18 protein-coding genes are annotated in these 18,528 nt (G+C 42.1%); 17 read left to right on the plus strand and 1 reads right to left on the minus strand.

The window, feature by feature from the left end:
• Positions 1-22: 22 nt before the first annotated feature.
• Positions 23-2,302 carry a 5-methyltetrahydropteroyltriglutamate--homocysteine S-methyltransferase gene (gene metE, locus AB6N04_RS19200; RefSeq protein ID WP_369309817.1) on the plus strand — a complete coding sequence of 760 codons (2,280 nt, stop codon included), beginning with the start codon at positions 23-25 and terminating at the stop codon, positions 2,300-2,302.
• A gap of 216 nt (positions 2,303-2,518) precedes the next feature.
• On the opposite strand, the gene AB6N04_RS19205 is transcribed toward metE, so the two are convergent.
• Complete coding sequence (locus AB6N04_RS19205; protein ID WP_369309818.1) at positions 2,519-2,908, minus strand: YidB family protein; 390 nt, start codon at positions 2,906-2,908, stop codon at positions 2,519-2,521.
• 381 nt (positions 2,909-3,289) lie between these two features.
• Between AB6N04_RS19205 and ltnD the strand changes: the two genes are divergently transcribed.
• The 16 genes from ltnD (at position 3,290) to tatB (ending at position 18,526) form a co-directional block, all read left to right on the plus strand.
• Positions 3,290-4,198, plus strand: coding sequence for an L-threonate dehydrogenase (ltnD, locus tag AB6N04_RS19210; RefSeq protein ID WP_369312194.1), 909 nt, complete (start codon positions 3,290-3,292; stop codon positions 4,196-4,198).
• Positions 4,195-5,472, plus strand: coding sequence for a 3-oxo-tetronate kinase (otnK, locus tag AB6N04_RS19215; protein ID WP_369309819.1), 1,278 nt, complete (start codon positions 4,195-4,197; stop codon positions 5,470-5,472). Before ltnD ends, otnK begins: the two co-directional genes overlap by 4 nt.
• Positions 5,465-6,106, plus strand: a complete 642-nt coding sequence (locus AB6N04_RS19220) for an aldolase (RefSeq protein ID WP_369309820.1) — start codon at positions 5,465-5,467, stop codon at positions 6,104-6,106. The genes otnK and AB6N04_RS19220 overlap by 8 nt, the downstream gene beginning before the upstream one ends.
• 10 nt (positions 6,107-6,116) lie before the next feature.
• Positions 6,117-6,896, plus strand: coding sequence for a 2-oxo-tetronate isomerase (gene otnI / locus AB6N04_RS19225; protein ID WP_369309821.1), 780 nt, complete (start codon positions 6,117-6,119; stop codon positions 6,894-6,896).
• A 12-nt stretch (positions 6,897-6,908) separates the two neighbouring features.
• The gene (locus AB6N04_RS19230) at positions 6,909-7,676 is read left to right on the plus strand and encodes a DeoR/GlpR family DNA-binding transcription regulator (RefSeq protein WP_369309822.1); all 768 of its coding nucleotides are present in this window, start codon (positions 6,909-6,911) and stop codon (positions 7,674-7,676) included.
• A 62-nt stretch (positions 7,677-7,738) separates the two neighbouring features.
• Positions 7,739-8,698 (plus strand): D-erythronate dehydrogenase, encoded by a 960-nt coding sequence (gene denD / locus AB6N04_RS19235; RefSeq protein ID WP_369309823.1) that lies wholly within the window; start codon positions 7,739-7,741, stop codon positions 8,696-8,698.
• 10 nt (positions 8,699-8,708) lie between these two features.
• Positions 8,709-10,085, plus strand: coding sequence for a GntP family permease (locus AB6N04_RS19240; protein WP_369309824.1), 1,377 nt, complete (start codon positions 8,709-8,711; stop codon positions 10,083-10,085).
• 425 nt (positions 10,086-10,510) lie between these two features.
• A complete protein-coding gene (gene udp, locus AB6N04_RS19245; RefSeq protein WP_206086341.1) occupies positions 10,511-11,269 on the plus strand; it encodes a uridine phosphorylase in 759 nt (252 codons plus the stop codon).
• 273 nt (positions 11,270-11,542) lie between these two features.
• Positions 11,543-12,325, plus strand: a complete 783-nt coding sequence (locus AB6N04_RS19250; RefSeq protein WP_369309825.1) for a tyrosine-protein phosphatase — start codon at positions 11,543-11,545, stop codon at positions 12,323-12,325.
• Between the two features lie 137 nt (positions 12,326-12,462).
• The gene (locus AB6N04_RS19255) at positions 12,463-12,993 is read left to right on the plus strand and encodes a DedA family protein (RefSeq protein ID WP_369309826.1); all 531 of its coding nucleotides are present in this window, start codon (positions 12,463-12,465) and stop codon (positions 12,991-12,993) included.
• Positions 12,994-13,105: 112 nt separating this feature from the next.
• Entirely contained in the window at positions 13,106-14,461 is a 1,356-nt protein-coding gene (gene rmuC / locus AB6N04_RS19260) for a DNA recombination protein RmuC (protein WP_369309827.1), read from the plus strand.
• 74 nt (positions 14,462-14,535) lie between these two features.
• On the plus strand, positions 14,536-15,291 hold the full coding sequence (gene ubiE, locus AB6N04_RS19265; protein ID WP_369309828.1) for a bifunctional demethylmenaquinone methyltransferase/2-methoxy-6-polyprenyl-1,4-benzoquinol methylase UbiE: 756 nt from the start codon (positions 14,536-14,538) through the stop codon (positions 15,289-15,291).
• 1 nt (position 15,292) lies between these two features.
• On the plus strand, positions 15,293-15,946 hold the full coding sequence (locus tag AB6N04_RS19270; protein WP_369309829.1) for an SCP2 domain-containing protein: 654 nt from the start codon (positions 15,293-15,295) through the stop codon (positions 15,944-15,946).
• The gene (gene ubiB, locus AB6N04_RS19275) at positions 15,933-17,567 is read left to right on the plus strand and encodes a ubiquinone biosynthesis regulatory protein kinase UbiB (protein WP_369309830.1); all 1,635 of its coding nucleotides are present in this window, start codon (positions 15,933-15,935) and stop codon (positions 17,565-17,567) included. The genes AB6N04_RS19270 and ubiB overlap by 14 nt, the downstream gene beginning before the upstream one ends.
• Before the next feature lie 113 nt (positions 17,568-17,680).
• Entirely contained in the window at positions 17,681-17,962 is a 282-nt protein-coding gene (gene tatA, locus AB6N04_RS19280; protein ID WP_369309831.1) for a twin-arginine translocase TatA/TatE family subunit, read from the plus strand.
• Positions 17,963-17,965: 3 nt separating this feature from the next.
• Entirely contained in the window at positions 17,966-18,526 is a 561-nt protein-coding gene (tatB, locus tag AB6N04_RS19285) for a Sec-independent protein translocase protein TatB (RefSeq protein ID WP_369309832.1), read from the plus strand.
• Positions 18,527-18,528: the final 2 nt, after the last annotated feature.

The following is an 18,528-nucleotide window of genomic DNA, read 5'->3' on the forward strand; positions in this document are numbered from 1 at the left end:
CTAAATATTTTAAGGGGTCAATATGTCTGTTATAAATCATACACTTGGTTTTCCACGCATTGGTCTGAAAAGAGAGTTAAAACGTGCACAAGAAGATTATTGGGCAGGAAAGATTGACCAATCTGCACTTTTAGCTGTGGGTCATGAGCTGCGCATTCGCCACTGGGAACAGCAAAAAAAAGCCGGTGTAGAATTATTACCGGTGGGTGATTTTGCTTGGTATGACCAAATCCTGACAACCAGTCTACTATTAGGCAACGTGCCGCCACGCCATCAAAATAAAGATAGCTCTATTGATTTAGATACCTTATTTAGAGTCGCTCGTGGTCGCGCGCCAACAGGGGCACCAGCACCAGCGAGTGAAATGACAAAGTGGTTTAATACCAACTACCACTACATTGTGCCTGAATTTCAAAAAGGGCAAAAATTTGCGCTATCTTGGAACCAATTGTTTGATGAGGTCGATGAAGCGTTAGCATTAGGTCATCGGGTTAAACCCGTGGTTATTGGACCAATTACCTACCTGTGGTTAGGCAAGGTGAAAGGTGAACCATTTGACCGTTTATCCCTATTGAATGAGTTATTACCTGTTTACCAAGAAATATTGGCGCGTTTAGCCGAGAAAGGGATTGAGTGGGTACAAATCGATGAACCCGCATTGGTACTGGACTTACCAATTGAATGGCAACAGGCTTATCAATCGGCCTATCAAGCATTATCGGGTCAAACAAAATTGCTGTTAACAACTTATTTTGATGGTATTAATCATCACTTAGATATCATCAAACAGTTACCTGTGCAGGGGCTACACGTCGATATTGTGGCGGGCTCCGATGATGTGGAACAACTGCATCAAGCACTACCTGCTGACTGGGTGTTATCACTGGGAGTGATTAATGGACGTAATGTATGGAAAGCCGACCTTGGTGAGAAATTTGCCCAAGTAAAACCGTTGTTAGGTAAACGTTCAGTGTGGGTGGGCACATCTTGTTCATTACTTCATAGCCCCATTGATTTAAATGATGAAACTCGCTTAGATACGGAAGTTAAAAGCTGGTTTGCGTTTGCGTTACAAAAATGCGAAGAACTCTCGCTGTTGAGTGATGCTCTGAATCAACCCACTGAAGCAAATGTGGCTGCATTAGAAACATACAGTGCTCCAATTCGTGCTCGTAAAACCTCAACTCGCGTAAATAATATTGCGGTCGCGCAACGTTTAGCGGCAATCCGCCAAGGGGATAGTGAGCGTACTAGCCCATATCCACAACGTGCCCAGCGCCAACGTAAGCGTTTTAACTTACCATTATGGCCAACAACGACGATTGGCTCTTTCCCTCAAACCAGTGAAATTAGAACATTACGATTAGATTTCAAAAAAGGTCATGTGGATAAAACCTATTACCGCACAAATATCAGCGAACACATCAAACAAGCGATCAAAGAGCAAGAGGTTTTGGACATTGATGTGTTAGTACACGGCGAAGCAGAACGTAACGACATGGTTGAGTATTTTGGTGAACACTTTGAGGGTTATGTATTTACTCAAAATGGTTGGGTACAAAGCTATGGCTCACGCTGTGTAAAACCCCCGGTGATCATTGGCGATATTAGTCGTCCGCAGGCAATTACCGTGGAATGGGCGAAATATGCGCAATCTTTAACGGAAAAACCAGTTAAAGGCATGTTAACGGGGCCTGTCACTATTCTATGCTGGTCATTCCCCCGCGAAGATGTCAGCCGTGAAACCATTGCAAAACAAATCGCACTTGCGCTGCGTGATGAAGTGGACGATTTACAAAAAGCGGGTATCGGTATTATACAGATTGATGAACCCGCTTTACGTGAAGGTTTGCCACTGCGTAGAAATGAATGGACAGCATACTTAAAATGGGCCGTTGATGCCTTTAAGCTGAGCGCAGCCATTGCTGAAGATGACACGCAAATCCATACACATATGTGTTATTGCGAGTTTAATGACATTATGGATTCCATCGCGGCACTGGATGCTGATGTGATTACCATTGAAACTTCACGCTCAGATATGGAATTACTGGATGCATTTGAAGATTTTGATTATCCAAATGAAATTGGACCGGGTGTTTATGATATTCACTCACCGAATGTACCAAATGTGGAGTGGATTGTTGCATTGCTCAGAAAAGCAGCAAGCCGTGTCCCTGTTGAGCGTTTATGGGTCAATCCAGATTGTGGACTAAAAACTCGTGGTTGGGTTGAAACCCGTCAAGCGCTAGCCAATATGGTACAAGCGGCAAAATTGTTGAGAAATGAGCACACATCTTAATTGAAATAACAAAAGGCAGGGAAACCTGCCCCAGACGGCTGACAAACATATCATGTTTGGCGGCAGTCTGAATAGGTTTTGAAAATAAACTAGGAAAATCAATATATTGATTTTCGCCTAATAACACAAAGTGGGAAAAACCACGCTTTTATCCCACTTTGTCAACAACCTGAGGCAGGGAAACCTGCCCTTTAGGAGACACAGAAGGTTAATGGATTAACCAAATAATTTGGATTTCAACAGATTCATGCCAATAGAGGCTAGGTCGAGGTTCTCTGGGATCTCGCCATTGGGTGTTGCACTATCAACCAGTTGAGGGAGGTATTTGGCGATTAAATCTGATGTTGATTGTGTATCTAAGCCTACAGATTGTGCGAGCTCTTGGATATTGACGTTGCCAAAAACTTGCATTAATTGACTACCATCAATCGGCAAATTGACGCCTTCGCTAATCCACGAAGTAATAATGCCACCTAAGCCTTGCTCGTTAAATTTATCGATGACACCAGAAAGGCCACCTTGGTTTTCAATCCACTTAATAACAGATTGAAATTGTTGCATTTTATCCCCTGCAACCATGCCTAACATTTGATCTAATAGCCCCATTTTTGACTCCTAAGTTACATGCCAATTGATGCTCTCACTCATAGTATGGAGCATTATTTGAAAAATTGTAGGTCGCTATTGTGATCAATTTATTTTTCAGGTCAATGAAAATGGGGGGAATTATGGCAATTTAATTTAAAAACGATGTGATGGAATGTATGGAAAATGTGAATAATTACAGCCAATGTCACATTTTTTATCACATATTCTTGTGAATGCATCTAGTAATAATTTTTTTATTTACTTGTTTATTTTCAATTGATTGCGTTTGTTTTGGTTGTTTTTTATATTGTTGTTAATGTGATTTTGGTCATGTGTTTGTGAATTTCGTTATGTGAAAATTTAAAGCAATCACGAAGATTAACAACATTAGGGATCATGATGGGAAATTTCGTTAATCATATTGGCGTTATTGGCCTTGGATCTATGGGAATGGGGATAGCGCAATCCTTAATAAAAAATAATATTCCTACCTATGGATTTGATTTAAATAAAGAAGCATGTAAAAGCTTATTATCTAGTGGGGCAAAAGCGGTGAGTCAAAATGCCGCTGATTATGCACAGCAAATCGAGGCTTTGCTATTTGTCGTGGTAAATGGTCGCCAAGTTGAAACGATTTTGTTTGCGGGCGATAAGCCACTTGTTGAGCAACTACGCCCCGGCACAATCATTGTCTTACATAGCACTTTAGCGGCTGAGCAAACTAAGCAAATTGCAAAGCGTCTCGCACATTATCAATTATCGCTGGTGGATGCACCAATTTCAGGTGGTGCAATTAAAGCTGCTGAAGGCAAACTCACCGTAATGGCTTCTGGTGAACCTGCATTATTTGACAAACTGGAGCCTGTATTTAATGCCATTTCTGAGCGCCTATACCGCGTTGGGGACGCCGTTGGCTTAGGATCAACAGTAAAAACTATCCATCAATTACTTGCAGGGGTGCATATCGCCGTTGCGGCAGAAAGCATGGCACTAGCATCAAAAGCAGGGATCGACCTTGATCTGATGTATGACATTGTCACCCATGCTGCTGGGAACTCTTGGATGTTTGAAAACCGCATGCAACATGTATTAGATGGTGATTACACACCAAAGTCATCCGTTGATATTTTTGTAAAAGATTTAGGGTTAGTGATGGAAACAGGGAAAGCATTAAATTTCCCACTTCCACTTGCTGCTACCGCTCATCAAATGTTTATTTCTGCGAGTAATGAAGGCTTTGGCCAGCAAGATGACAGTGCAGTTATTAAAACATTTAAAGGAATTACTTTACCGGAGAAAAAAGCATGACAGTGAAGTTAGGCGTGATTGCCGATGATTTTACCGGTGCGACAGATATTGCGGGCTTTATGGTACAAAACGGTTGGAAAGTGGTTCAACTATTGAACGAGCCCGACGAGAACACCATTGTGCCTCATGATGTTGATGCGATTATTGTTAGCTTAAAAAGTCGCTCTTGCCCTGTTGATGAGGCGATTAGCGCTTCAATAAATGCATGTAACTGGCTTAAACAAAAAGCGCAGTGTCAGCAAATTTTCTTTAAATATTGCTCAACTTTTGATTCGACAAAAAAAGGGAATATTGGCCCAGTCACCGATGCATTAATGGCACAGTTGAATACGCATTTAACTGTTATTTGTCCAGCACTGCCTATCAATGGCAGAACCGTTGTTCATGGGCATTTATTTGTTAATGGTCAATTGCTTAATGAAAGCGGAATGCAACATCATCCAGTGACACCCATGACAGATGCAAATTTATTGCGTGTTATGGAGAAACAGTCGAAAGGGAAAGCAGGTTTAATTTCACTGGCAGATGTACAACAAGGGGGCGACACAATCCGTGCACAGCTAGCGGCGTTTGCTGTGCAAGGCGTCAATTATGTGGTTATCGATGCCATTACGATGGATGACTTATTGCCAATTGCGAGTGCGGTGAAAACAATGCCATTACTTACTGGTGGCTCAGGTTTAGGTGCAGCGCTGGCAAACATTGATAGCCAATGTGTGTGGGGGGGGAATACAAGCCGAGGAGAAAAACCGTCTGGCTCAGCAAGAAAAACGGTGATTTTATCAGGTAGCTGCTCTGTTATGACAAACAAGCAAGTACAAGTTTACCAGCAAATAGCACCTGCAAAAGCGTTGGATGTGGGTGAATGCTTAAATAACCCAGAGTATGCCAAATCATTGGCAGCTTGGGTTCAAGAACAGCAATCTACAGGTTTAGCACCGTTGTTATATGCAACTCAGCCACCGGAGTTATTAAAGAAAACGCAAGAAAAGTATGGCGCTGTGGAGTCTAGCCGTGCGGTAGAAAATGTATTTGGCGAAGTAGTGAAGCGACTTCAATTACAAGGGTTTAATACATTTATTATCGCGGGCGGTGAGACGTCAGGCAAAGTAGTTCAAAGCCTTGGTACTGAGCAATTAAGTATAGGCTCACCGATTGCTCCGGGGGTTCCATGGGTACAGGATTTAGCAAGCGGAAACTGGTTAGCATTGAAATCAGGCAACTTTGGCCAAGAAAATTTCTTCCAGTTCGCACAGGAGATGTTTAATGAGTGATGAAAAGGCGCTGCGCCAAGAGTTAGTCGATTGGGCTAAGTCAATGTTTAACCGTGGATACAGTAGCGGTGGCGCAGGAAATATAAGTGCAAGGCTACCTGATGGCTGCATTATTGTCACACCAACCAATTCCAGTTTTGGGGATCTGGACCCAAACAAACTCAGTAAGTTAGATGCAACAGGAAATTGGATTGATGGCGACAAGCCAACGAAAGAAGTCTCTATGCATATGGCAATGTATCTACAACGCCCTGATTGCCAAGCAGTTGTTCACTTACACTCTCCGTGGCTGACGGCACTATCGTGCTTAGCGGGATTAGATACCGCAAACTGCTTGCCACCCATTACGCCATATTACGTGATGCGTGTGGGGAAACTGCCACTAATTGAGTACTTACCACCGGGGGATGACCGAATTGGAGAGGAAATTGCGAAATTAGCACCGACGCACAACGCAGTACTGCTATCTAACCACGGGCCCGTTGTGGGGGGAAAAACATTAAGACAAGCATTTTTTAATGCAGAAGAGCTGGAAGATACGGCTCGCTTATATATCACATTGCGCCCGCATGGTTTTACGACATTAACGCAAGAGCAAGTCGAACTGCTCGAAAGTCGTTATCCACAACAGTAAGGAGGCAAAAATGGCAAAGTTTGCAGCAAACCTCAGCATGATGTTTAACGAAGTCTCTTTTATGCAGCGTTTTGAATGTGCAGCGAATGCAGGTTTTAAGGGTGTTGAATATCTTTTCCCTTATGGAGAAGATGCCAATTTAATTGCGAATGAACTGGAAAAGTACAATTTAACGCAAGTGCTGTTCAATATGCCTGCGGGGAACTGGGCGGCGGGGGAGCGCGGTATGGCATCTCTTCCGGGACGCGAGTCTGAATTTGCCGAAAGTGTACAAACGGCGCTCAAATACGCAAAAGCATTGGGCTGTAAACAAGTTCATGCTATGGCGGGAAAAGTGAGTGAAAGCTTCACATTAGAACAGCAAAAAGCGTGTTTTATCAAAAACATTCAACATGCTGCGGATGTGATGGCTGAACATGGGATCCGTGTACTGATTGAACCAATTAATACCCGCGATATGCCTGGATATTTTTTAACCACGCAAAAGCAAGCTGAAGCATTATTACCTGAAATTAATCGTGACAATGTGTTTATCCAGTTGGATTTATATCACTGCCAAATTATGGAAGGTGATTTATTGAAAACAATCGAGCGCTTATGGGGTAAATTTAGTCATATCCAAATAGCGTCAGTCCCTTATCGTCATGAACCGGATAGCGGCGAAGTGAATTACCCATGGATATTTAAACAATTGGATAAAATGGGTTATGAAGGCTGGTTAGGATGTGAATATTATCCAGCAGGTCGTACCGAAGATGGCTTAGGCTGGCTTAAACAAGCAAATTCATAGATAGGAGAACCTATGCTTCCTTCTGAGCGTCGTGATTTTATTTACCGTTACGTGCATGAACACCAAACTGTTTCAATCGGTGATTTGGTTGAGCTAATGGATGTTTCTCATATGACTGTACGGCGCGATATTCGTATGTTGGAGGAAGAAGGAAAGGTTCTGAGCATTAGTGGTGGCGTTAAGTTGAATGATGCATTGCACCAAGAGTTACCTTGGCGGGAAAAGGCTCGATTACATCACCGTCATAAGCGTGAAATTGGGCAATTTGCGAGTTCATTGGTTGAAGATGGGCAAGTTGTGTATCTCGATGCCGGTACAACAACCTTTGAAATCGCTCGTGTTCTTGGTGAGCGCTTTAATTTAACTATCGTCACCAATGATTTTTCCATTATGCAGTATTTAATGGATAAGCCGCAGCTCAATTTGTACCACACGGGCGGTCAAGTGGACAAAGGCAACCATTCGTGTGTTGGGAATACTGCGGCGATGATGTTGCGAACATTGAACGTGGATATTGCATTTATCAGTACCAGTTCATGGGATCTACAACATGGTGTTTCAACACCTCATGAAGAAAAAGTACAAATAAAACAAACTTTACTGGATGTAAGCCGACGTTGTGTGTTGGTTTCAGATAGTAGCAAATTTGGCAAGTATGGCATGTTTCGTGTTTGCCCTCTAAATCAATTGCACGACATCGTTTGTGATGATCGGTTACCCGCTGATGTGGTGCAAAGGATAACAGAACAAAACGTCAAACTTCATTTAATAAAGACATAAAACATCAATAATCTTACCTAGAACTGCATAGCTAGAAAAAGGCTATAGCAAGGAGAATTACAATGAAAATTATTATTACTGGTGGCGCAGGCTTTCTGGGCCAGCAGCTAGCCGCTGCTTTGCTTAAAAATAACCAGGGCTTACATTTTGACCACCTTGTTTTAGCTGATATTCACTGCCCTACATCGCCTGTAGAAGATGCGAGAGTGAGTTGTATCGCTTTAGATTTAACTCAGGCTGGCGCAGCCAATAAACTCATTGATGGGCAAACGGATGTGGTATTCCATCTTGCTGCAATCGTCAGTAGCCATGCTGAAAGTGATTTTGACCTAGGCATGAAGGTTAATTTCGACGCAACACGCCAATTATTGGAAGTGGCTCGTGAGAAAAACCCAGCAATTAAATTTTTGTTCACCAGCTCATTGGCTGTTTTTGGTGGTCAGCTGCCTGATGTGATCACTGATTTGTGCGTTGTGAACCCACAGTCATCTTATGGTGCACAAAAAGCAATGTGCGAGTTGATGGTGAATGACTACTCCCGTAAAGGTTATGTAGATGGACGTGTGATGCGTTTACCGACAATCAGTATTCGTCCAGGGGTACCAAATAAAGCGGCTTCATCATTTGCAAGTGGCATCATTCGTGAGCCTTTAAAGGGGGTTGAGAGTGTTTGCCCGGTTTCACCTGACTTGGCGTTATGGTTATCAAGCCCAGAAACAGTCATTAGCAATTTTATTCATGCAATTAGCATTCCCGCAGAGAAATTTGGTCAATCACGGACAGTGAATTTGCCCGGTATCACCGTCACCGTCCAAGGCATGATAGATGCATTACGTGATGTTGCAGGTCAAGAAGTTGTTGATCTTATCCGTTTTGAACCCGATGAGGCGATTAACCGTATTGTGGCGAGTTGGCCGGGCAAATTTGATATTAGCCGTGCATTGGATTTAGGGTTCCGTGCAGATGGCTCGTTTGGTGATGCGATCCGTTCATTTATCACCCACCACGGCTCGTCTAGATAGGAGATAGCCTATGTCCTATATTCCTGTTATTGGCCTTGCGGTGGCCATATTTGTCTTGATATTTTTAGTATTACGAACGCGTGTGCATGCCCTATTGGCAATGTTAATTGCCGCAGCAATCGCGGGGATTTGTGGTGGTTTGACAGGAGCAGAGACGGTAACTGTCATTACAAAAGGCTTTGGGTCAACACTCGGTAGCATCGGAATTGTTATCGGGCTCGGGGTCATGATGGGAAGGGTACTGGAAGTTTCAGGTGCTGCTGAACAAATCGCCTATAGCTTTATCAAATGGTTGGGGAAAAAACGTGAAGAGTGGGCGCTGGCAATTACGGGCTATATTGTCAGCATCCCTATCTTCGTTGACTCTGCTTTCGTCATTTTATATCCACTGGCAAAAGCACTGGCAAAAAACGGCAAGCGCAGCATATTAACATTAGGGGTTGCACTTGCTGGTGGTTTAGTTGTTACACACCACACTGTTCCACCAACGCCAGGTCCTTTAGGTGTTGCTGGTATTTTTGGTGTTGATGTTGGAGCGATGATCCTAGCAGGGATGAGCCTCGCAATTCCTTGTGTGATCGGAATTGTTTTTTATGCCAAATGGTTAGGGAGGAAATATCCTGAATTTATGCCAGATGAAACGGGCAGTGAAGATCTCAAAGAAGTTCACGCACGTTACATGGAAGAAAAAGCAAACAAACCATTACCAAGCTTATTTTTATCTTTGCTGCCGATTGCCACGCCAATCTTATTGATCTTTATTAATGCTATTAATGGCTTGATTTTAAAGACAGAATCATTCCAAGGAATGGAAGGTAATTGGTATTTCCAGACATTTGAATTCTTGGGCGCGCCAATTATTGCTTTATCGATTAGTGTGTTGATCTCAATATATACATTAATGCCAAAAGCAACAAAAGAAGAAGTCATCGACCGTATGGAAGAAGGCTTACAAGCGGCGGGGATCATCTTGTTAGTGACTGGTGCTGGTGGCGCACTCGGCGCGGTATTACGTGATAGTGGGACAGGTAATATTCTCGCAGAGCAGGTTGCAAACTTACCGATTACACCCGTATTAATTCCTTTTATTATCGCGACATTGGTTCGTTTGATTCAAGGATCTGGCACAGTTGCGATGATCACCGCAGCGTCAATATCTGCACCAATCATCAGCCAAATCCCTGATATTAACTTATTGGTTGCGGCGCAAGCAGCAACAATGGGGTCTCTGTTCTTCGGTTATTTCAACGATAGCCTATATTGGGTTGTGAACAGAATGATGGGGATTAAAGACGTGAAACAACAAATGATCGTTTGGTCTATTCCAACAACAATAGCTTGGGCGATTGGTTTAGTTGGCGTCCTTGTCCTTGATGTCATTCTCTAAAATTGTACTTTAATTTTTATCTGCCAAACCAAAGCGCCTTTACAGGCGCTGAGGTTGTTGACAAAGTGGGATAAAAACGTGGTTTTTCCCACTTTGTGTTATCAGGCGAAAATCAATATATTGATTTTCCTTGTTTATTTTCAATAACCTATCCAACCTGTCGCCAAACATGTTATGTTTGTCAGCAGTCTGAAGCGCCTTTACAGGCGCTTTTTTCGATAATCAAATAAATTCATCTATACTGATTGCATCTTAGTTTGACTTTCGTTGATAAGCTTATTTTGTGATGTCAGTCACTTTTTAATGAAAATAAAATGACGCTGTTTTCATTAAAGGTGATTTTCATCACTAAATTAACTTATGCTTATCGCTATATTAATAGTAGCGAATTAATTCAATGATGCCATTGTGTAAAGGAGTTTGATATGTCTGACGTTTTCCACTTAGGTTTAAAAAAAAGTGACTTACAGGGCGCAACCGTAGCGATTGTTCCTGGGGATCCTAACCGTGTTGAAAAAATTGCACGTCTGATGGATAACCCTGTACACCTTGCTTCATTACGTGAATACACGTCTTGGCGTGGTGAGCTCGATGGTAAAGCTGTTATTGTTTGCTCAACGGGTATTGGTGGTCCATCTACTTCTATTGCAGTTGAAGAACTTGCACAATTAGGTATTCGTACCTTCTTACGTATTGGTACAACAGGTGCAATTCAAGAAGATATCAATGTGGGTGATGTATTAGTCACCACGGGTGCGGTGCGTTTAGATGGCGCAAGTCAGCACTTTGCGCCACTTGAATACCCAGCAGTTGCGGATTTTGATTGTACTAATGCATTGTTTGCCGCCGCAAAAGATGCGGGAGCAACGGTTCATGTTGGCGTAACGGCGTCGTCAGATACTTTCTACCCAGGTCAAGAGCGTTATGATACCTATACGGGACGTGTTATGCGTCATTTCAGAGGCTCGATGAAAGAGTGGCAAGATATGGGTGTCATGAACTATGAAATGGAATCCGCCACATTACTGACCATGTGTTCGAGCAGCAAAGGTCTGCGTGCTGGCATGGTTGCAGGCGTAATTGTTAACCGTACACAACAAGAAATTCCAAACGAAGCACTCCTGAAGAAAACGGAAGGTAATGTGCTGAGTATTGTTGTTGAAGCGGCACGTCGCTTACTGTAATCAATGATTTACTGGCTCGCCTATTTAAAATTCACTCGGTTGTGGAAAGGCAATAGGCGGGCTTAGTTTTCCCTCTCAATTATTCACACGAACGACTATCTCACCGCACTTTTAACAATTTGTAATGAATTTCCAGAAAATATACTGATCCTCTTATTCGGTAGATCTGTTATTGTCATAAAAACAACAATCAATATTATGTGCCCTTTAATCATTTGGGTTGCATCTCTTATACGCAACTTGAATGTGTGCTGTGGGCAAAAAGGAATTATTATGTCAACAACACCTTATCTTCATCCTTCTGTCCTGCCACTAAAAGGTGGCATTAACTTCCGCGACTTAGGTGGAAAAACGTTATCAAACGGTAATAAAATCAAGCACGGCGTGTTATTCCGTTCAGGAGCATTAGACCGCCTAACGCAAGATGATGAGTCGGTTCTTCAATCACAAAATCTTTTTCAAATTATTGATTATCGTGATGAAGTTGAAGTTATTGCTAAACCTGATGTGGTTTGGCAGGGGGCGCATTACGTCCACGCTCCAGCGAATCCATTAGCAAAAGAAGTGACCGCAAACTTAGATAAACTCACGCCAGAAATATTGGAACAGTTTGATCCTCAAGCATTTATGTTCCGTTTGTATGAATTATTACCACTGAATAACCCCGCATACCATCAACTGGTTAATATGCTACAGCAGCCAGAAAAAGGGGGAATTGTACAGCACTGTGCTGTCGGTAAAGATCGTACAGGAGTGGGTTCAGCGTTGGTTTTATTTGCTCTAGGTGCCGATCTTGATACCGTTATGGAAGACTATCTACTCACCAATGAAACATTAGCACCGTACCGCAAGTATCTACTTGAAGAACATGCGAAAACTATGAGTGAAAGTGTCGTGAAAAAGTTTGAGTATGTGTACTCTGTTCGTGAAGAATTTTTGCAAACTGCTCTAAAAAGCATTGAAAAACAATATGGTAACATTGATAAATGGCTGGAAACAGATTTTGGTCTCGGTCAGAAACAGCGCGAAGATTTGCAACAACACTTCCTTGAGTAATTAATGTCGATTTGGCTGATGTTATGTGAGCAAGCGCTTTATCACATAACACAGCTTAATTTATTGTTTTGTTTAATCTTGATTTATCAGTTTCTCGCTACTGTAATAGATAAAATCATTGATGATAGGAATGTGTTGTGACGCTCCATGAAATTGTAACCATTGTGACGGACTTTACTCGCGAACATGAAGTCTGGGCGCTACCCATTATTTTCTTCCTCGCCTTTGGTGAATCTCTCGCTTTCTTATCCCTTCTTTTACCTGCAACTGTTATTTTGTTGGCACTTGGTGCTTTGATAGGTGAAAGCAATATTGTTTTCTGGCCTGTCTGGCTAGCTGCTGCATTAGGGGCTTTTTTTGGGGATTGGCTTTCTTACTGGTTTGGCTTTCGTTACAAAGAAAACGTGCGCAGAATGTGGCCAATTTCCCGTAACCCTGAGATGATCGATAAAGGGCAGCGTTTTTTTGATCGCTGGGGAATTTGGGGGATCTTTTTTGGTCGTTTTTTTGGACCATTGAGAGCTGTTGTACCTTTGGTCGCGGGTATTTGTGCGATGCCGCAACGCCATTTCCAGCTCGCTAACATTGCCTCTGCGATGATCTGGGCATTTGGCATACTTGCGCCAGGCGCGCTTGGACTTAAATGGTTTGCCAGTTGGATAGGCTAAGTAAAGCTTGCGAAGCGGCTCGCAAATAAAGGGCGGCAAATGAAATTACCTCTGGACACTTATACAGTATCCCATTACCTTACACTAGATTTTGTAAAGTAAGGATTTAATCGTGGATACCTCTCTTTTATATGCCGTTATTGGTGCGTTGAGTGGCATTTTAGTCGGTGGTTTAGTGACGTGGTTCTCTATTGCGCAAAAAATTGCGCATAAAGATCAGGAACTACAACAGCTCCACCGTCAACTTGCTGCCAGTGATGAAAAAAATATTCATCTTGCTCAGTGGAAAGAGGAATATGATAGGCTTGATCAAGAGCTCCGTACCCAGCGCGATATTAATCGAGAGCAAGAGGCTGAATTACGTGAAGTCATTACCCGGTTAGAGCAAAATCAACTCGCTAACGAAGAAAAACAACGGATTTTACAAAATAGCGAACAGCGCTTGACGGCACAGTTTGAAAATTTGGCTAACCGTATTTTTGAACAAAATGAACGTCGGGCTTCAGAACAGCAACAAAAAAGCTTATTGGCTATGTTATCGCCTTTTCGTGAACAATTAGATGGTTTTCGCCAGCAAGTCCAACAAAGTTTTAGTGAAGAGGCAAAAGAAAGGCATACGCTGGCTTATGAAATTAGGCAATTGCAACAGCTCAATAACCAAATGACTAAAGAGGCGGTTAATCTAACGCGTGCTCTTAAAGGGGATAACAAGATACAGGGTAATTGGGGAGAAACTATCCTAACACGTATCTTAGAAGTGTCTGGTTTACGAAAAGGCAGTGAGTTTGAAACTCAAGTTAGCGTCAATACAGGGTATAATAGTCGCTATCAACCTGATGTGATTATTCACCTTCCTGAAGGTAAAGATGTGGTTGTTGATGCAAAAATGTCGTTGGTGTCTTATGAACACTATTTCAATAGTGAAGATCCTGATGAGCAGCAGCAAGCGCTAAAAAGCCATGTTGCTTCCATTCGTAATCATATGCGAATGCTAAGCCGAAAGGACTATCATCAGTTACCGGGGATCCGCTCACTGGATTATGTTTTAATGTTTATTCCTATCGAGCCTGCATATTTGCTGGCTTTAAAAGAAGCCCCCGAGTTACTTGATGAAGGAATAAAACAAAATATCATGTTAGTTTGTCCATCCACCTTGCTAGTGGCGGTTCGGACAATTAATAATTTATGGCGCTATGAGCGGCAAGGGCAAAATGCCCAGGAAATTGCAGATAAAGCAGCGAAAATGTACGATAAGCTGCGTTTATTTGTTGATGATATGCAGGTTTTAGGCTCCAGTCTTGATAAAGCGAATAATACTTACTACTCGGCGATGAAACGTCTTGCGCAAGGACGAGGTAATCTGATCAGCCAAGCAGAAAGTTTTAAGGAGCTAGGGGTAGAAATAAAACAACCTATAGAGCCTCAACTTGTTGAGAGGTCAGATTCGCCTAATTGTGCGGAATCGTAGAGTTCTAATAGGGTTTTACTTCAAAGGCTGTTACACTTCTTACAAAGTTTGAATGATAAGCAGGCATAAGAGAAATGACTGAACCAACGAAAGAAACCATTGATTTTGGTTTCCGCACTGTCGGCAAAGAGGACAAAGCTGGCTTAGTAGCGAATGTTTTTCACTCGGTAGCATCAAAATATGATTTAATGAATGACCTGATGTCCTTTGGTATTCATCGTATCTGGAAACGTTTTACCATTGAAGCAAGTGGTGTGCGCCGTAATCAACGGGTACTCGATCTTGCAGGTGGAACGGGCGACCTAACCGCAAAATTTTCACGCTTAGTGGGTGAAAAAGGGGAAGTCGTTCTGGCGGATATTAACGACTCTATGCTGAAAATGGGGCGCGAAAAATTACGCGATCTAGGCATTGTGGGTAATGTTAATTATGTTCAAGCTAATGCAGAAGAACTGCCTTTCCCAGACAACTATTTTGACTGTATTACTATCTCTTTTGGCCTGCGTAATGTAACAGATAAAGACAAAGCGCTGCGTTCAATGTTCCGTGTGTTAAAGCCGGGCGGTCGTTTACTGGTCTTAGAGTTCTCAAAACCGGTTATTGAACCTCTGAATAAAGCTTATGATGCTTATTCATTCCATATCTTGCCGCGTATTGGCCAAGCGGTCGTCAACGATCCGGATAGCTACCGCTATTTGGCTGAATCAATTCGTATGCACCCTAATCAAGAAACCTTGAAAGGGATGATGGAAAACGCTGGTTTTGAACAAGTGTCTTATACCAATATGACCGGTGGCATTGTCGCATTGCACAAAGGGTTTAAATTCTAAGATGGAAGCGCCATCAGCACAAGCTGAAACCCAGCATACGATTTTGTATTCTTTAATGACAGCCATGATGGAAACGTCTCTTAACCACATGCTGTTTAAAGAAAAAGTTCTACAGCCCGCTAGAATGCGTTTGGCGGGTAAAGTGATGTCCATTGAATTAAAAGAGCTGAATAAAACATTGACTCTGATTTTTGCAGAAAATCATGTTGATGTATTGAGCGAATGGACTGAAGCAGCAGACTGCACAATTAAAACTTCGCTGTTTACGTTAGTGAAGCTCAAAGATAAACAACAATTATCTCAATTGATCAATCGCGGTGATATCGTGATTGAAGGGGATATGCAAATTGTTCAACATTGGTCTTCCTTGCTAGATTTAGCGATTTGGAATCCAGCCCATTATCTATCACCATATATTGGTGATGTTGCAGCGGAAGGGTTGAGTAAGCTGCTGAATAAAGGTGTTTGTCTTGCATCTCATTTGCTTAAGCGCCAAAAAACATATGTTAAAGATGCACTCATTGAAGAGTGGAAAATGGCACCAAGCCAACTTGAACTTGCACATTTTAGTGATGAAGTTGAGCAAATTGATAGTTCTATGAGTGCACTAGAACAACGTTTAAGCCAGTTGGAGGAGAAGAATGACACCCGGTGAATTAAAACGACTTTACTTCATTATTCGGGTTTTTCTCTCTTACGGATTAGATGAGTTAATCCCCAAAATTAAACTTACGCTGCCACTTCGTATTGGTCGGTTAGGTTTTTTTTGGATCAGAAATCAGCACAAAGATAAAGAAATTGGTGAAAGATTACGCCTTGCATTACAAGAGTTAGGACCAGTTTGGATCAAGTTTGGCCAAATGTTATCGACTCGCCGAGATCTCTTTCCACCAGCAATAGCCGATCAACTCTCTCTACTACAAGACAAAGTTGCCAGTTTTGATGGCAAATTAGCGCGCAGTTATATCGAGGAGTCTTTAGGTGGAGCACTTGAGCAATGGTTTGATCATTTTGATGAACAAGCACTTGCATCCGCTTCTATCGCTCAGGTTCATACTGCTACTTTAAAAGAGAATGGCAAAGATGTCGTTATCAAAGTCATTCGTCCAGATATTTTACCGATTATCAAAGCGGACATTAAATTAATGTACCGTATCGCAAACTGGGTGCCTTTGCTGCCTGATGGTCGCCGTTTACGTCCAAAAGAGGTGGTGCGCGAATATGAAAAAACCTTGATTGATGAGCTAAACCTTTTACGTGAATCGGCGAATGCCATTCAACTACGACGTAACTTTGAAAATAGCTCTATGCTGTATGTTCCAGAAGTCTACCCAGACTATTGCCGCGAAAATGTCATGGTAATGGAACGTATCTATGGGATCCCAGTTTCAGATATTGCTGCACTCAAAGCGCAGGGAACCAATATGAAACTATTGGCGGAGCGCGGTGTTAAAGTCTTTTTTACCCAAGTGTTTCGCGATAGTTTTTTCCACGCAGATATGCATCCTGGAAATATTTTTGTCAGCTATGAACATCCTGAAGATCCGCTGTATATCGGCATTGACTGTGGGATCGTGGGTTCATTAAATAAAGAAGATAAACGCTATTTAGCTGAAAACTTTATTGCATTCTTCAATCGCGATTATCGTAAGGTTGCAGAACTTCATGTGGATTCGGGTTGGGTTCCGCAAGATACCAATGTCGAAGATTTTGAATTTGCGATCCGTACTGTCTGCGAACCGATTTTTGAAAAGCCACTGGCAGAAATTTCTTTTGGGCATGTACTATTAAATTTATTTAATACGGCACGCCGCTTTAATATGGAAGTACAACCCCAGTTAGTACTTTTGCAAAAAACATTACTGTATGTAGAAGGCCTTGGCAGGCAACTCTATCCTCAACTGGATTTATGGAAAACAGCAAAACCATTTTTAGAAGATTGGGTGCATAGTCAAGTTGGCTTACCTGCAATTACGCAGGCGCTGAAAGAAAAGGCACCTTATTGGGCAGAAAAAATGCCTGAGTTACCGGATTTAATTTATGGCGCTCTAAAGCAACATAAATACTTGCAATCAAATATTGAGCAACTTGCACAGCAATTGAAAGCCCAGCGCAGTAAACAACGGAAATCGCAATACCTATTAGGAATAGGGGCTACATTTATTCTTTGTGGCAGTTTATTCTTTATTTCTGACCTAACTAGCCTTTCTATAGCATTTATGGCTGCGGGTGCTTTATCTTGGTTGTTTGGTTGGTGTAAAGCAGGCGAAAATTAAGTAAACTTTGTTTTGCGACAAGTTTATAAGGCTGTGAATGTTTCCGTATTCTGTGTTGGTTGTATATAATAGACCTAATAACACTTGATCCCAAAACTATAGAGGTATTAACAATGGAATCAACTATTGCAATGGCTGCTTTTGGTAGTCCTTGGCAACTCATTATTATTGCTTTGCTTATTATTTTAATTTTCGGCACCAAAAAATTACGTTCTTTAGGTTCTGACTTAGGTGAATCACTCAAAGGCTTTAAAAAAGCGATGAGCGATGACGAAAAAGCAAAAGTAGAACAAGAAAAGCAAGATGCTGATTTTGCGACTAAAAACATTACAGAACAACAGGCTACTGAGAAAAAAGAAAGCCCAGTTGAGAGCAAAAACAAAGAGCAGGGTTAAACCGTGTTTGACATAGGTTTTAGTGAACTGTTGCTTGTTGCCGTAATCGGTCTTGTTGTTTTAGGGCCAGAGCGCTTACCCGTGGCGGTGAGAACCGTCGCCGGGTGGATCCGTGCCATGCGCTCAATGGCTGCAAATGTACAAAACGAATTATCGCAAGAGCTAAAATTGCAAGAACTGCAAGAAACGCTGAAAAAAGTGGAGGAGAAAGCTAACCTAGAAGCCCTTTCTCCTGAACTTAAGCAGTCTATGGAAGAACTGCGCACAGCGGCTCAGTCACTAAAAAGTGGCTATCAAGCAACAACAAATGATATTGAAACAGAGTTAAACAAAGCTAAAGAAATCACGGATAGCTATGATACGGCTGTCAAAGAGGCGAAAAACAGCGTTCAACAGACGCAAGAATCGGATCCAGATCCTGAATACGCGGCTAAAATGGCTGCTGTTGTTGAAGACGTAAAAACTGAGGGAACAGTAAAATCGGAAGAACCCGTTTCTTTAGAAACAACAGACTCGCACGATACCAAAGCTAAAAACTCCAATCAAACCGAAAGTGAAAAATAACA

Origin of the sequence: Providencia rettgeri (assembly GCF_041075285.1) — a bacterium.
Taxonomy (GTDB): Bacteria; Pseudomonadota; Gammaproteobacteria; order Enterobacterales; family Enterobacteriaceae; genus Providencia; species Providencia rettgeri_G.